This is a genomic window from Streptomyces rubrogriseus (genome assembly GCF_027947575.1).
GTDB classification, from domain to species: domain Bacteria; phylum Actinomycetota; class Actinomycetes; order Streptomycetales; family Streptomycetaceae; genus Streptomyces; species Streptomyces rubrogriseus.
In genome coordinates this window covers 2,952,852-2,966,342 of sequence record NZ_CP116256.1, presented here as the reverse complement: position 1 = coordinate 2,966,342, position 13,491 = coordinate 2,952,852, and the positions used below count along the sequence as shown (strand labels likewise).

The following is a 13,491-nucleotide window of genomic DNA, read 5'->3' as shown; positions in this document are numbered from 1 at the left end:
GCGCTCAGAAGAGGAAGTACCGCTGGGCCAGCGGCAGTTCGGCGACGGGGGCGGGTTCGACGAGTTCACCGTCGATGGTCACCGCGAAGGAGTCCGCGGCGACCTCCACGCGGGGCAGCGCGTCGTTCTGCCGCATGTCGGCCTTGGTCCGGCCGCGGGTGGACCGGATGGGCACGAACGCCCGCCCGAGTCCGAGCCGTTCCGCCAGCCCGTCCTCGACGGCCTGCTCGGAGACGAAGTTGACCGAGTTGGTGGCGGGAGCGGTTCCGAGCGCCCCGTACATCGGGCGCGGCAGCACCGGCTGCGGCGTGGGAATGGAGGCGTTGGCGTCGCCCACCTGCGCGTACGCGATCTGACCGCCCTTGATGACGAGCTGCGGCTTCACGCCGAAGAAGCGGGGGTCCCAGAGCACCAGGTCGGCGAGCTTGCCGGTCTCGACGGAGCCGACCTCGTGCTCGATGCCCTGGGCGACCGCGGGGTTGATGGTGTACTTGGCGACATAGCGACGGGCCCGCAGGTTGTCCGCGCGGGTGTCGCCGGGCAGGAAGCCGCGCCTGCGCTTCATCACGTGCGCGGTCTGCCAGGTCCGCAGGATCACCTCGCCGATGCGCCCCATGGCCTGGGCGTCCGACGACATGATGGAGATCGCCCCCATGTCGTGCAGGATGTCCTCGGCCGCGATGGTGCTGGGCCGGATCCGGGACTCGGCGAAGGCCAGGTCCTCGGGGACGGCGGGGTTCAGATGGTGGCAGACCATCAGCATGTCGAGGTGTTCCTCGACGGTGTTGACGGTGTGCGGCCGGGTCGGGTTGGTGGACGCCGGCAGCATGTTGGGCAGCGATACCGCCGTGATCATGTCAGGTGCGTGGCCGCCGCCGGCGCCCTCGACGTGGAAGGCGTGCAGGGTGCGGCCCGCGACCGCGTCGAAGGTGTCGCCGACGAAGCCGGCCTCGTTCAGGGTGTCGGAGTGGACGGCCAGCTGGACGCCGGACTCCTCGCACACGTCCAGGCAGACGGAGATGACGGCGGGGGTCGCGCCCCAGTCCTCGTGGATCTTGAAGCCGAGGACGCCGGCGCGCAGTTGGTCGCGCATGGACTCCTTCGACATGGTGCTGCCCTTGCCGAGGAAGCCGATGTTGACGGGGCTCGACTCCAGGGCGGCGAACATCCACGCGAGATGCCAGGCCCCGGGCGTGACGGTGGTCGCCTTGCTGCCCTCGGCCGGGCCGGTGCCGCCGCCGATGAGGGTGGTCACGCCGGACGCCAGGGCCTCGTCGACGGCGCCCGGCGCGATGAAGTGGACGTGGGTGTCGATGCCGCCCGCGGTGACGATCTTGCCGTTGCCCGCGACGATCTCCGTCTCGGGGCCGATGACGAGGTCGGGGTGGACGCCGTCCATGGTGTCCGGGTTCCCGGCCTTGCCGATGCCGGTGATCCGTCCGTCGCGGATGCCGATGTCGGCCTTGACGATCCCCCAGTGATCGATGATCAGGGCTCCGGTGATCACGGTGTCGGGAGCGCCCTGGGCGCGGGTGGTGCGCGCCTGCCCCATGGACTCGCGCAGCACCTTGCCGCCGCCGAAGACGGCTTCGTCGCCGGAGCGGCCCGGACCGCCGGACCGGTCCTCCTCGATCTCCACGAAGAGGTCGGTGTCGGCGAGGCGGACGCGGTCGCCGGTGGTCGGGCCGAACAGGTCGGCGTAGGCGGTGCGGGACAGTTCAGGCATCGAGGGCACCTCCGGTCGCGCCGCGCAGTCCGACGACGACACGGGCGCCCGCGAGGGGGATCAGCCGCACGTCGACGGGGATGCCGGGCTCGAACCGGACGGCGGTGCCGGCCGCGATGTCCAGCCGCCTGCCGTGCGCCGCGGCGCGGTCGAACTCGAGACCGGGGTTGGACTCGGCGAAGTGGTAGTGGGAACCGACCTGGACGGGCCGGTCGGCGGTGTTGAGCACGGTCAGGCGGACGGCTTCGCGGCCTTCGTTGAAGGCGACCGGCCCTTCGGCGAAGAGGATCTCTCCGGGGATCACGACTGTCTCCCCGTCAGATGATCGGTTCGTGGACGGTGACCAGCTTGGTGCCGTCGGGGAAGGTGGCTTCGACCTGCACGTCGTGGATCATCTCGGGGATGCCCTCCATGACCTCGTCGCGCTGGATCAGCTTGCGTCCGGAGGACATGAGTTCGCCGACGCTGCGCCCGTCCCGGGCGCCTTCGAGGATGTGCGCGGTGATCAGCGCGACGACCTCGGGATGATTGAGCTTGACACCTCGTGCGCGGCGCTTCTCCGCCACGTCCGCGGCCACATGGATGAGCAGTCTCTCCTGCTCGTGCGGGGTCAGTTGCATTTACCACCTCACAGGGCATGACGCCAGGACCGGACGGTCCGGCTGCCGCGGCCACCGCGACGGCTCTAGATGTAACACACGTGAACCGGCCGGAAATCACCTACCGGTCCGTGGAAAACCGCAGGTGGATCGGGGTGCAGACTAGGGCTAGAGTGTTACGGCCACGTCACCCGGTTTTGACCGATTGATTACCGATGCAGTCGGCGGCTTCCGGCATGCCCTCACTGGGACGGGTTCGGTCCCCGGTGTTCCGCGGCGATGCCGAAGCGGTGATGCTCGCGGGGTACCGAGGCGGCGGGCGCGTCGTGGACCCCGGCGACCGAGGTGACCACCTGGGCGTCAGGGGATTCGCGCAGCTCCTCCAGCCGCTCGAGGTCGGCGGCGGAGACGAGGGCGACGAGAGGCTTGCCGTGCCGCGTCACGACGACGCGCTCACCGCCGTACACCACCCGGTTGATCAGGTCGGCCAGCTCGGCCCTGGCTTGCGTCACCGGAATCTCGTAGGCCATGACCCCAGCTTACGGTTCCGCCCGAATCCACCCTCGGCGAACGTACGTCCTGTACATTTTTTACAGAAACTGCGCAGCCGAAGTCGGTTCTGCCACGAGGAGGGGTTCGTCATGACCCGACCGTCCGCCCGCCATGTCCTGCCGGAGTTCACCGAGCGCACGAGTGCGGGGACCCGGACCTCGGACCCGTACTCCAAGCTGCTCCAGGAGCGGATCGTCTTCCTCGGGACGGCGGTCGACGAGACCTCCGCGAACGACGTGACGGCACAGCTCCTGTACCTGGAGCACCAGGCACCGGACCGGGACATCCAGCTCTACGTCAACTCGCCCGGCGGCTCCTTCACCGCCATGACCGTGATCTACGACACGATGCGCCACGTCGCCTGCGACGTGGCCACCACCTGCCTCGGCCAGGCCGGTTCGTCCGCCGCCGTGCTGCTGGCGGCGGGCACCCCGGGCAAGCGCGCCGCCCTGCCGGGCGCCCGGGTGGTGCTCCACCAGCCGGCGCTCACCGAACCGGTGCGTGGGCAGGCGAGCGACCTGGCCGTCCACGCCGCGGAACTGGTCCGCGCCCGCGCCCGCCTGGAGGAGATCCTCGTACGGCACACCGGCCGCACTCCCGAGCAGGTGACCGCGGACCTCGAGCGGGACACGGTCCTGGATGCCCGGCAGGCACTGGAGTACGGGCTGGTGGACCGGATCGTGCCGGCCCGCAGGACCCCGCCCGCCTCGTCCGGCGCGAGGTGATCCGCCCGTGCTGCCACCCGAGTTGCCCCCGCTGCCCGCTCTGACCCGCGCCGAGGCCGAGGTCGTCGACCGCTATCTGGACGTCGTCGACCTGCTCGGACGCATCAACCCCGGGCGGGACGGTGACACCTACCGCGGGCTGCGGGCCGCCCAGGCGCTGGTCGGCAAGGCGACGGCCCTGCGTGACGCGCTGACGCTGATGCACCACCGGGGCGAGACGGAGGTGCACGCCGCCACCCTGGCCCGGGCGCTGCGCGTGCTCGACGGTGAGCGGCGGACGGCGCGGGTCGCACTCCCGCCCACTTCCGAGAGCTGAGAAACCCCGGGCCGAAACGGACCAAACGACGTACCCCCTTTCGGCGTAGGAACACCCCCGATTCGCGACCGGTCGAAGTTGCGGCAGCCGTCCGCTCCACCGGCGCGACACACCGCTGCGCCGCTGGTCCCGGGGCCGTCACCACCTGCGGCGGCGCTTCGAACAGGAGGGCGTCGACCCGAACGGGTGAGTGGCACGTAACAACACAAAGGGCACGTTCCGTTGGGAATTCCCCTCGGGGCGGGACAAGATCCGTGACTGACGACAAGCCCCCGCCGCAGCGGCGGGGCGGTCCGGGCGGACGCCGAGTCCTGCCGCCGTCCGGACGACCGGTCGCAAGGGAAGTGGATCGGCAGGAGTGGAGGACCCGAGCACGACGGGTCGCCGGCACGGCCGCCTCCGCGAGAGGCACCGGGACCGGCGGTCCTTGGGGTGAAGCCGCACACCGCGGCCGGGCAACTTCGCCAGCCCGAATCCGACAGGTCATCCTTCACAGGCGGCTGACGAAGGGTTGCGCATGTCCGCGCTCAATCGTGTCCCGTCGCTGATGGCCCGTGCCGGCACGGCCTCGGCTCTCACCCTCGCCGCCGTGGGCGGCTCCGTCGTGGTCCCCGGTGCCGCCGCCGAGGCGGCCGCGGCGAGCCATGCGACGAAAGCCCTCAAGATCGCGGCCTCCAAGAAGGGCGCCCCGTACCGCTGGGGTGCCACCGGTCCCCACCGGTTCGACTGCTCCGGCCTGACGCTGTACTCGTTCAAGAAGGCCGGCAAGAAGCTGCCCCGCACCGCGGCCCAGCAGTACAACAAGACCAGCCGTGTCTCCGTGAGGAACCGCAAGGCCGGTGACCTCGTGTTCTTCCACTCCGGCAGCAGCGTCTACCACGTCGGCATCTACGCCGGGAAGGGCCGGATCTGGCACGCGCCGAAGACCGGCGCCGTGGTGCGCCTGGAGAAGATCTGGACCTCAAGCGTCTGGTACGGCCGGGTCAAGTAGCCCGCCCGCGGGGGTGACGGCGTTCTGCCCCGCCGTCACCCCCGCGGGCGCGGCCGGTCCGCGCGGGGGCGTCCAGGGCAGTTCGATGGATACGGTCTTGCCGCCCTCGCGGGTGGGCCTGACCTTCAGCTTGCCGCCGCACTCGGCGGTCAGCCAGCGAATGATCACCATCCCCCGGCCGTTGTCCTGCTGGACGGCGGCGGGCAGGCGCTTGGGGAAGCGCGGGTGGCTGTCGGTGACGCCGAGGCGCAGCCGCTCGTCGCGGTCGAGGACGAGGTCCACCGTGAAGGTGGGCGACTGCCCGAACGTGTGCTGGACCGCGTTGGTCGCCAGTTCGGAGACGATGAGCCGCACCGTGTCCGACAGATCGGCGTCGCCCGGCAAGCCCCACTCCGCCAGGGTGCCGACCACGTAGGTCCGCGCGGCCGCCACCGAGGCGGGATCGCTCGGCAGAGTGACGGATGCTTCCAGATGGTCTGCCATGGCGACGCCGTCCCTTTCTCACGGGACCGCGGCCCGACACGGAGCGGATGGTTCGAGTACGGTCCCGGACTGGTGCTTCGCCGCCAGACTGCCATCACCGGACCTGCGAAGGGCGGCGATCCACCAAGATATGCATATATCTGTCGCTCGAAGCGGTGAACTCTGCGACGGCAGAGCGTATTTGGGCGACTCATAAGGAGTAAGGGAGTTGTCCCATGCAGCACGGTCCCGTGGTGCGCCGCCGGAAGCTGGGCGCGGAACTGCGCGCCCTGCGCACGTCGGCGGGCATCACCAGCGGCGAGGCGGCCCGGCTGGTGGGCTGGCACCAGTCGAAGGTCAGCCGGATCGAGACCGGGACGAGCGGGGCGAAACCGGCCGACGTGCGGTTACTGCTGGACGCCTACGGCGTGGCCGACGAGCAGCTGCGGGAACTGCTGGTGATGCTGGCGCGCTCCGAGGACGCGGGGGGACGCAACCACTGGTGGCACGCGTACCGCGGGGTGCTGCCGCCGACCTACCGCGACTTCATCAGTCTGGAGTCGCAGGCCAGCGCGATGCGCACGCTGGAGACGACGGTGGTGCCCGGCCTGCTCCAGACGCCCGAGTACGCCCGCGCGGTGACGCGCGCCGCCGTGGACGGGATGCCGGCGGAACGGCTGGACACGCTGGTGGAGGTCCGGCTGGCCCGGCAGGACGTGCTGCGGGGCGAGCCGCCGCTGGAGCTGAGCGCGGTCCTGGACGAGGCGGTGCTGCGCCGGGTGGTGGGCGGACCCGGGGTGATGTCCCGTCAACTGGCCAGGCTGGTCGAGGCGGCGCAGCTCCCCCACGTCCGGCTCCAGGTGCTGCCGTTTGCCGCCGGGGCGCACATCGGTGTCACCGGCCCTTTCGTAATCTTCTCATTTTCGAGCACTTCTGATCTGGACGTGGTGGTTCTCGACCACTTGACGAGTAGCCTGCACCTCGAACGGAAAGAAGACCTAGAGGCCTACACCGAGGCCTTCAACGCCCTTCTGATCCATGCCCTTTCGCCCGAGGACTCGTTGGACTTCATCGCCGCGACCGCGGCTGGCGCGTAAGGAGGCACCATGTCAGGCTCCATGTCCGAACTTCCCCGGAACATCCCTGTCAGCACCGATGTGCCCGGTGTCCGGTGGCTGCGCAGCAGCTACAGCACCGGGGCGAACAACTGTGTGGAAACGGCCCGTCCGTCGGCCGGCCCCGGCACCGGACTGCTCGCCGTGCGCGACTCCAAGAACCCGGCCGGACCCGCCCTGCTCTTCTCCCCCGGGAGCTGGACGGCGTTCACCGCCCGCCTCGGCCGCGGCTGACCGCACCGGACACCGGACGACGCACGGCCGTGTCCCGCCGACTCATGGCCGCGTTTCGCCGATCACCCGTACCGCGCGCTCGATCTGTTCCCGGCAGAGGTCCCCGCGAGCGGTCAGCCTGAGCCGTGAGATGCCGTCGGGCACGGAAGGAGGGCGGAAGCAGCCCACGGACAGGCCGGCCGCTCGGCAGTCGGCCGCCCACCGCACGGCCTGCTCCGGGGAGGGCGCGCGCACCGAGACGACCGCGGCGTCCGGACGTACCGCGTCCAGACCCGCGGTGGTCAGGCGTTCGTGCAGTTCGGCGGCGACGGCACGGGCCCGCGCCGCACGCTCCGGCTCGCGGACGAGCAGCCGGAGCGCCGCGAGGGCCGCCCCGGCCGCGGCAGGGGCGAGTCCCGTGTCGAAGATGAACGTGCGGGCCGCGTTGACCAGGTGGGCGACGACCCGGGCGGGGCCCAGCACGGCGCCGCCCTGGGCGCCGAGCGACTTGGACAGCGTGACGGTCGCGACGACGTCGTCGCGGCCCGCGAGGCCCGCGCCCTGCGGGGCGCCCCGGCCGCCGTCGCCGAGGACGCCGAGACCGTGGGCGTCGTCGACGATCAGCCCCGCCCCGTACGCCCGGCACCCGTCGGCCAGTGCGGCCAGGGGCGCGGCGTCGCCGTCGACCGAGAAGACGGTGTCGGAGACGGCCACGGCGGGTCCGTCGTGCGTCGCCAGTGCCTTGCGCACGGCGTCCGGGTCGGCGTGCCCCACGACCTGTGTGGTGCCGCGGGCGAGCCGGCAACCGTCGATCAGCGAGGCGTGGTTGCCCGCGTCGGAGACGACGAGGCTGCCGTGCGGTGCCAGCGCGGTGACCGCGGCGAGGTTGGCCGCGTAGCCGGAGGAGAAGACGAGCGCGGCCTCGAAGCCGCAGAAGTCCGCCAGTTCGCTTTCGAGTTCGGCGTGCAGTGCGGTGGTGCCGGTCACCAGCCGGGAGCCGGTCGCGCCGCCGCCCCAGGTCCGTGCGGCCGAGGCCGCCCCTTCCACGACCTCCGGGTGCCGGGCGAGACCCAGGTAGTCGTTGCTCGCCAGGTCCAGCAGCGACGACGCCGCCGGGCGGGGGCGCAGAACCCGTACGAGTCCGGCCTCGCGGCGCGCCCGGTCCTGTTCCTCGATCCAGCCGAACGCCATGGCACGGTCCTCCGGGTTTTGTAGGCAATGAACAGACATTAGCGGTCCGGCCACCCCCGCGAGGTGTGGCAATACCCACACGTCGATCTGTCAGTGTTGTGCAAAGTCTCCTTGGCCGCGGACGGCCCCTTAGGACAGGATCGGCTCTCATGGACCTGCTGAACACGCTGGTGGACAAGGGGCTTCGGCGCGAGACGCCGACCCGCGAGGAGGCGCTCGCCGTCCTCGCCACTCCCGACGACGACCTGCTCGACGTGGTGGCCGCGGCCGGAAAGGTGCGCCGCCACTGGTTCGGCCGACGGGTGAAACTCAACTACCTCGTCAACCTCAAGTCGGGCCTGTGCCCCGAGGACTGCTCCTACTGCTCGCAGCGGCTGGGCTCCAAGGCGGAGATCCTCAAGTACACCTGGCTCAAGCCCGACCAGGCCTCGGCGGCCGCCGCGGCCGGAGTGTCCGGGGGCGCCAAGCGCGTGTGCCTGGTGGCCAGCGGACGCGGCCCGACCGACCGGGACGTGGACCGCGTCTCGGACACCATCAAGGCCATCAAGGAGCAGAACGAGTCCGTGGAGGTCTGCGCCTGCCTCGGGCTGCTCTCCGACGGCCAGGCGGAGCGGCTGCGGGAGGCCGGGGCCGACGCCTACAACCACAACCTCAACACCTCCGAGTCGACGTACGGCGACATCACCACCACGCACACGTACGCCGACCGGGTGGACACCGTGAACAAGGCGCACGCGGCCGGGCTGTCCGCCTGCTCGGGGCTCATCGCGGGCATGGGCGAGAGCGACGAGGACCTGGTCGACGTGGTCTTCTCGCTGCGCGAGCTGGACCCGGACTCGGTGCCGGTCAACTTCCTGATCCCGATGGAGGGCACGCCGCTCGCCAAGGAGTGGCACCTCACCCCGCAGCGGTGTCTGCGCATCCTGGCGATGACGCGGTTCGTCTGCCCGGACGTCGAGGTGCGCATCGCCGGCGGGCGCGAGGTCCATCTGCGCACGATGCAGCCGCTCGCGCTGCACCTGGCCAACTCGATCTTCCTCGGCGACTACCTCACCAGCGAGGGCCAGGCGGGCCACGCGGACCTGGAGATGATCGCCGACGCCGGCTTCGAGGTGGAGGGCGCCGGCGAGGTCACGCTGCCGGAGCACCGCGCGTCGGTGCGGGGCGGGGGCTGCGGCTCGCACGAGGGTGGCGGCGGCTGCGGCTCGCACGACGGCGCCGAGGGCGAGGCGGGTTGCGGTTCGCACGCAGGTGGCGGAGTGTGCGCCCCCGCGCCCGCGTCCACGACGCCGCGCCCCGCCGAGGAGCCCCGCACGGACCTGGTGGCGGTACGCCGCCGCGGCGCCGGGACGGACCTCGCGCCCAATGCCTGAGCCCGCGCTGAGCGTCGCCGAGCTGCTGGACCTGGACCGGCGGCACGTCTGGCACCCGTACGGGCCCATGCCCGGCCGGCAGGACCCGCTGGTCGTGGAGTCGGCGAGCGGGGTCCGGCTGCGGCCGGCCGACGGCTCCGGTGAACTGGTCGACGGGATGTCGTCCTGGTGGTCGGCGATCCACGGCTACAACCACCCGGTGCTGAACGCGGCCGCGCGCGAGCAACTGGAGCGGATGAGCCACGTGATGTTCGGCGGGCTCACCCACGAGCCCGCCGTACGGCTGGCGAAGCTCCTTGTCGACATGTCTCCCGAGGGTCTGGAGCACGTGTTCCTCGCCGACTCCGGGTCGGTGTCGGTCGAGGTCGCCGTGAAGATGTGCCTGCAGTACTGGCGCTCGCTCGACCGCCCCGGCAAGCGCCGCCTGCTCACCTGGCGCGGCGGCTACCACGGCGACACCTGGCAGCCCATGTCGGTGTGCGACCCCGAGGGCGGCATGCACGAGCTGTGGTCCGGTGCCCTGCCGCGCCAGGTCTTCGCGGACGCGCCGCCGGCGGAGTACGAGGAGACGTACGCGGACCACCTGCGGTCGCTGATCGAGCGGCACGCCGGCGAACTGGCCGCGGTGATCGTGGAGCCGGTGGTGCAGGGCGCGGGCGGGATGCGGTTCCACTCCCCCGCGTACCTGCGGGTGCTGCGCGAGGCGTGCGACGCGCACGACGTCCTGCTGGTCTTCGACGAGATCGCGACCGGCTTCGGCCGCACGGGCGCCCTGTTCGCGGCGGAGCACGCGGCGGTGACGCCGGACGTGATGTGCGTGGGCAAGGCGCTGACCGGCGGGTACCTCACGATGGCGGCCACACTCTGCACCTCGCGGGTGGCCGACGGGATCTCCCGGGGCGAGGTACCGGTGCTGGCCCACGGGCCGACGTTCATGGGCAATCCGCTGGCCGCGGCCGTGGCCTGCGCGTCGATCGGGCTGCTGCTCGGCCAGGACTGGCGCGCCGAGGTCAAGCGGATCGAGACGGGCCTCGGCGAGGGACTCGCGCCCGCCGCCGAGCTGCCGGGCGTGCGCGATGTGCGGGTGCTCGGCGCGATCGGAGTGGTACAGCTCGACCACGCCGTCGACATGCGGGCGGCGACGAAGGCGGCCGTGCGCGAGGGCGTGTGGCTGCGCCCGTTCCGCGACCTGGTCTACACCATGCCGCCGTACGTCACGGGCGACGCGGACGTGGCACGCATCGCCCGCGCGGTCTGCGCGGCGGCACGGGAGGGATGACATGCCGGTACTGGTGATCACGGGCACGGGCACGGAGGTCGGCAAGACGGTCGTGACCGCCGCGGTGGCCGCGGCGGCCCTGGCGGGCGGCCGGACGGTGGCCGTGCTCAAGGCGGCACAGACCGGCGTCGGGCCGGACGAGGCCGGGGACGCCCAGGAAGTGGCCCGCCTCGCCGGGAACGCGACGGTCGCCGAAGTGGCCCGGTTCCCGGAGCCGTTGGCGCCGGGCACGGCCGCGCGCCGGGCCGGGCGGGCACCGGTGCACCCGGGAGAGGTGGCGGAGACCGCGGCCAAACTCGCCACGGAGCACGATCTGGTGCTGGTGGAGGGCGCCGGCGGACTGCTCGTACGCTTCGACGCGGAGGGCGGGACGCTGGCGGACGTCGCCGGTCTGCTGGGCGCACCGGTGCTGCTGGTCACGTCGGCGGGGCTGGGCACGCTGAACACCACGGAGCTGACGGCGCGCGAGTTGCGCTCCCGGGGACTGGAGCTGCCCGGGCTGGTGATCGGCAGCTGGCCCGCGGCCCCGGACCTCGCCGCCCGCTGCAACCTCGCGGACCTGCCGGACGTCTCCGGCGCTCCCCTCCTCGGCGCCGTCCCGGCCGGGGCGGGGTCCCTCACCCCGGCCGGCTTCCGGTCGGCGGCACCGCGCTGGCTGGCGCCGCCCCTGGACGGCACCTGGGACGCGGACGCGTTCGGCGACCGGCACGGGCCGTGACCGGCAGGTATTCGGGACGGGCGCCGCGGGCAACCCGACCAGGGCGGTTTCCCGTCCGCGACGGGCGGCGCGGGAGGACGCGGGGGACGCGGGAGGGGGCCGGGAGAGTCCGGGAGGGTGCGGGATCGCGCCGTTCGGCGGCACCCGGCGGGCGACGGCGCGGCGTGGACACGCGCGCCCTGATCAAGTGGTCCCGGCTGCTGACGCGGGGGCCAGGGCCATGCGGTCGGTCGAGTGCCTCGGGGCGAGTCGCCCGCGCGGTGGGTGCACCGGGCCCGCGCGGGGGAGAATCGCGGTAAGGCTGCCGCCTCGTGAGGGAGGTCCCATGCCGCTGCGATCCGCCCGGACCCGCGGGGTGCCGCGGGACACCGTGCACCATCCGCTGTTCGCCCGCTACTACGCCCGCGTCAGTGTGGGCGCCGAGACCCGGATGGGCATGGCCCGGGTGCGCCGACGCATGCTCGCCGGACTGTCCGGGCGGGTGATCGAGGTCGGCGCGGGCAACGGGCTCAACTTCTCGCACTATCCGGGCACCGTGTCCGAGATCGTCGCCATCGAACCGGAGCGGGTGCTGCGGCAGTTGGCGGTGGAGGCGGCGCTGCGCGCCGAGGTTCCGGTGGACGTGGCGCCGGGCGCGGCGGAGGCCCTGCCGGTCAAGAGCGAGGCCTTCGACGCGGCCGTGGTCTCGCTGGTGCTGTGCAGTGTCCGGGACGTGCCGCGTGCACTCGCGGAACTGCGGCGCGTCCTGCGGCCGGGCGGACAGGTGCGGTTCTTCGAGCACGGCCGGGGCGGCGGGCGGGCGATGACCTTCACCCAGCGGGCGCTGGACCGAACGCTGTGGCCTCCGCTGTCCGGCGGCTGCCACCTCTCCCGCGAACCGGTGGCCGCGCTGCGGGAGGCGGGGTTCACCCTCGGGCCCTACCGGCAGGTGATGATGCCGGAGCACGGGCCGGCCCTGCCGAGTTCGTACTGCGTCCTGGGTACGGCCTGGCGACCGTCCTGAACAGGGGGTGCGACCGGCGCGGTCACCCGCTCCAGCCGCGCAGTTCGTCCGCGATCTCCTCGACCGACGCCGCGCCCTTCTTCACGAGCAGCGCGAGGTCCCGCACCCGCTCCGGCGTGGTGACGACCTCGACCCCGCTGGCGACCAGGTAGGCGTAGGCGACCGCGGAGGCGAACAGGGCGTTGGAGCGCTCCAGCGCCGGGACGTGGATCAGCAGTTGGAGCAGCGCGGCGGCGCGGGCGTACGGGGTGTCGTAGACCGGGGTGTCGAAGATCTCGGCCCGGTGGCGGGCGACGGCGGCGACGAGCGCTCCCCAGTCGGTGACCTGTGGGTCACCGGGGGTGCGCCGCTCCGCGAGCATCAGCAGCCAGGCGAGGTCGATGGTGAGGTCGTTCATCCGGGACGCGTGCGACGGCTCAGCGCCGGCCCTCGCCGGCCTCCTCTGCGAACACCTTCTCGTACTCGCGCATGAAGTCCGCGGCGGCCTCCACGAAGGTGTGGCCCGCCTCGCCGGTGTCCTGCCGGACCAGTTCCTCGATGTAGCGGTTGACGCTCATCCCCCGGGCCAGGGCCTTCTCGCGGGCCGCCCGGGCGGTGCCCTCGTCCACCCGCACGTTCAGCTGGGCCTTCCGGGTCTTCGCCATACCTTGAAGCTAGCGCCGGAACGCTAGCGGCGGCAAGGGCGTGCCGCGCCCGTCCGCATCCCGGAACACCCGGCACGGGTGCCGGGCGCTCGTGGTGGGATCGCGGCATGACGGATCTGCGCATACGGCCCGCCGTGGCCGACGACCTGGACGCCGTGCTGGCCTTCTGGAAGACGGCCGCCGAGGGGACGAGCATCAGCGACGACCGGGACGGCGTGGAGCGTCTGGTGGCCCGCGACCCCGAGGCACTGATCCTGGCCGAACGCGCCGGGGAGCTGGTCGGCACGGTGATCGCGGGCTTCGACGGCTGGCGCTGTCATCTGTACCGGCTGGCGGTGCACCCGGACCACCGGCGCCGTGGCATCGGCTCGGCCCTGCTCACGGCTGCCGACGAACGCTTCGTCCGGCTCGGTGGGCGCCGCGGCGACGCGATGGTGCTGGTCCGCAACGAGCGGGCCCAGCATGCCTGGCGGGCCGCCGGGTACGAGCCGCAGGAGCAGTGGCGGCGCTGGGTGAAGCACCTCACCGACTGAGCGCCCGCGAGGCGAAAGGTTGAAGGCTTGAACATCGGGCGAACCTCCTGG

Annotated in this window: 18 protein-coding genes; 10 read left to right on the top strand and 8 right to left on the bottom strand. The window is 72.3% G+C overall.

Annotated elements, in window-relative coordinates:
* Nucleotides 1-4 precede the first annotated feature (4 nt).
* From Sru02f_RS13610 to Sru02f_RS13595, 4 genes are all read right to left on the bottom strand, one after another.
* Nucleotides 5-1,726: an urease subunit alpha gene (locus Sru02f_RS13610; protein ID WP_109030284.1), complete on the bottom strand. Its 1,722-nt coding sequence runs from the start codon at nt 1,724-1,726 to the stop codon at nt 5-7.
* Nucleotides 1,719-2,030, bottom strand: a complete 312-nt coding sequence (locus Sru02f_RS13605; protein WP_109030283.1) for an urease subunit beta — start codon at nt 2,028-2,030, stop codon at nt 1,719-1,721. Before Sru02f_RS13605 ends, Sru02f_RS13610 begins: the two co-directional genes overlap by 8 nt.
* Before the next feature lie 13 nt (nt 2,031-2,043).
* Nucleotides 2,044-2,346, bottom strand: a complete 303-nt coding sequence (locus tag Sru02f_RS13600) for an urease subunit gamma (RefSeq protein ID WP_003977595.1) — start codon at nt 2,344-2,346, stop codon at nt 2,044-2,046.
* A 221-nt stretch (nt 2,347-2,567) separates the two neighbouring features.
* The gene (locus Sru02f_RS13595; protein ID WP_109030282.1) at nt 2,568-2,855 is read right to left on the bottom strand and encodes a type II toxin-antitoxin system Phd/YefM family antitoxin; all 288 of its coding nucleotides are present in this window, start codon (nt 2,853-2,855) and stop codon (nt 2,568-2,570) included.
* Between the two features lie 111 nt (nt 2,856-2,966).
* Here Sru02f_RS13595 and Sru02f_RS13590 point away from each other — a divergent pair, with 111 nt between their 5' ends.
* From Sru02f_RS13590 to Sru02f_RS13580, 3 genes are all read left to right on the top strand, one after another.
* Nucleotides 2,967-3,602 carry an ATP-dependent Clp protease proteolytic subunit gene (locus tag Sru02f_RS13590; RefSeq protein WP_109030281.1) on the top strand — a complete coding sequence of 212 codons (636 nt, stop codon included), beginning with the start codon at nt 2,967-2,969 and terminating at the stop codon, nt 3,600-3,602.
* A 7-nt stretch (nt 3,603-3,609) separates the two neighbouring features.
* Nucleotides 3,610-3,918, top strand: a complete 309-nt coding sequence (locus Sru02f_RS13585; RefSeq protein ID WP_109030280.1) for a hypothetical protein — start codon at nt 3,610-3,612, stop codon at nt 3,916-3,918.
* A 517-nt stretch (nt 3,919-4,435) separates the two neighbouring features.
* Nucleotides 4,436-4,909 (top strand): C40 family peptidase, encoded by a 474-nt coding sequence (locus Sru02f_RS13580; protein WP_109030279.1) that lies wholly within the window; start codon nt 4,436-4,438, stop codon nt 4,907-4,909.
* Here the strand turns inward: Sru02f_RS13580 and Sru02f_RS13575 are convergent.
* Nucleotides 4,880-5,392: an ATP-binding protein gene (locus Sru02f_RS13575; protein WP_109030278.1), complete on the bottom strand. Its 513-nt coding sequence runs from the start codon at nt 5,390-5,392 to the stop codon at nt 4,880-4,882. The two genes, Sru02f_RS13580 and Sru02f_RS13575, sit on opposite strands and share 30 nt — an antisense overlap.
* 215 nt (nt 5,393-5,607) lie before the next feature.
* Between Sru02f_RS13575 and Sru02f_RS13570 the strand changes: the two genes are divergently transcribed.
* Together Sru02f_RS13570 and Sru02f_RS13565 are read left to right on the top strand one after the other, a co-directional pair.
* Complete coding sequence (locus tag Sru02f_RS13570) at nt 5,608-6,468, top strand: helix-turn-helix domain-containing protein (RefSeq protein WP_109030277.1); 861 nt, start codon at nt 5,608-5,610, stop codon at nt 6,466-6,468.
* Between the two features lie 21 nt (nt 6,469-6,489).
* Nucleotides 6,490-6,720 carry a DUF397 domain-containing protein gene (locus Sru02f_RS13565; RefSeq protein ID WP_109030276.1) on the top strand — a complete coding sequence of 77 codons (231 nt, stop codon included), beginning with the start codon at nt 6,490-6,492 and terminating at the stop codon, nt 6,718-6,720.
* Nucleotides 6,721-6,762: 42 nt separating this feature from the next.
* Here the strand turns inward: Sru02f_RS13565 and Sru02f_RS13560 are convergent, their stop codons facing one another.
* Nucleotides 6,763-7,890: an 8-amino-7-oxononanoate synthase gene (locus tag Sru02f_RS13560; protein WP_109030275.1), complete on the bottom strand. Its 1,128-nt coding sequence runs from the start codon at nt 7,888-7,890 to the stop codon at nt 6,763-6,765.
* A gap of 149 nt (nt 7,891-8,039) precedes the next feature.
* Between Sru02f_RS13560 and bioB the strand changes: the two genes are divergently transcribed.
* The 4 genes from bioB to Sru02f_RS13540 all read left to right on the top strand — a co-directional run bounded on the left by bioB (nt 8,040) and on the right by Sru02f_RS13540 (nt 12,263).
* A complete protein-coding gene (gene bioB / locus Sru02f_RS13555; RefSeq protein WP_109030274.1) occupies nt 8,040-9,263 on the top strand; it encodes a biotin synthase BioB in 1,224 nt (407 codons plus the stop codon).
* A complete protein-coding gene (locus Sru02f_RS13550; RefSeq protein ID WP_109030273.1) occupies nt 9,256-10,542 on the top strand; it encodes an adenosylmethionine--8-amino-7-oxononanoate transaminase in 1,287 nt (428 codons plus the stop codon). The genes bioB and Sru02f_RS13550 overlap by 8 nt, the downstream gene beginning before the upstream one ends.
* A gap of 1 nt (nt 10,543) precedes the next feature.
* On the top strand, nt 10,544-11,260 hold the full coding sequence (gene bioD / locus Sru02f_RS13545) for a dethiobiotin synthase (protein ID WP_109030272.1): 717 nt from the start codon (nt 10,544-10,546) through the stop codon (nt 11,258-11,260).
* Between the two features lie 325 nt (nt 11,261-11,585).
* Entirely contained in the window at nt 11,586-12,263 is a 678-nt protein-coding gene (locus Sru02f_RS13540) for a class I SAM-dependent methyltransferase (RefSeq protein ID WP_109030271.1), read from the top strand.
* A gap of 22 nt (nt 12,264-12,285) precedes the next feature.
* Here the strand turns inward: Sru02f_RS13540 and Sru02f_RS13535 are convergent, their stop codons facing one another.
* Together Sru02f_RS13535 and Sru02f_RS13530 are read right to left on the bottom strand one after the other, a co-directional pair.
* Nucleotides 12,286-12,660 carry a fic family toxin-antitoxin system, toxin component gene (locus Sru02f_RS13535; protein WP_109030270.1) on the bottom strand — a complete coding sequence of 125 codons (375 nt, stop codon included), beginning with the start codon at nt 12,658-12,660 and terminating at the stop codon, nt 12,286-12,288.
* A 19-nt stretch (nt 12,661-12,679) separates the two neighbouring features.
* Nucleotides 12,680-12,907 carry a toxin-antitoxin system HicB family antitoxin gene (locus Sru02f_RS13530; RefSeq protein WP_109030269.1) on the bottom strand — a complete coding sequence of 76 codons (228 nt, stop codon included), beginning with the start codon at nt 12,905-12,907 and terminating at the stop codon, nt 12,680-12,682.
* A gap of 107 nt (nt 12,908-13,014) precedes the next feature.
* On the opposite strand from Sru02f_RS13530, the gene Sru02f_RS13525 reads away from it, so the two are divergent.
* Nucleotides 13,015-13,440: a GNAT family N-acetyltransferase gene (locus Sru02f_RS13525; RefSeq protein ID WP_109030268.1), complete on the top strand. Its 426-nt coding sequence runs from the start codon at nt 13,015-13,017 to the stop codon at nt 13,438-13,440.
* Nucleotides 13,441-13,491 lie beyond the last annotated feature (51 nt).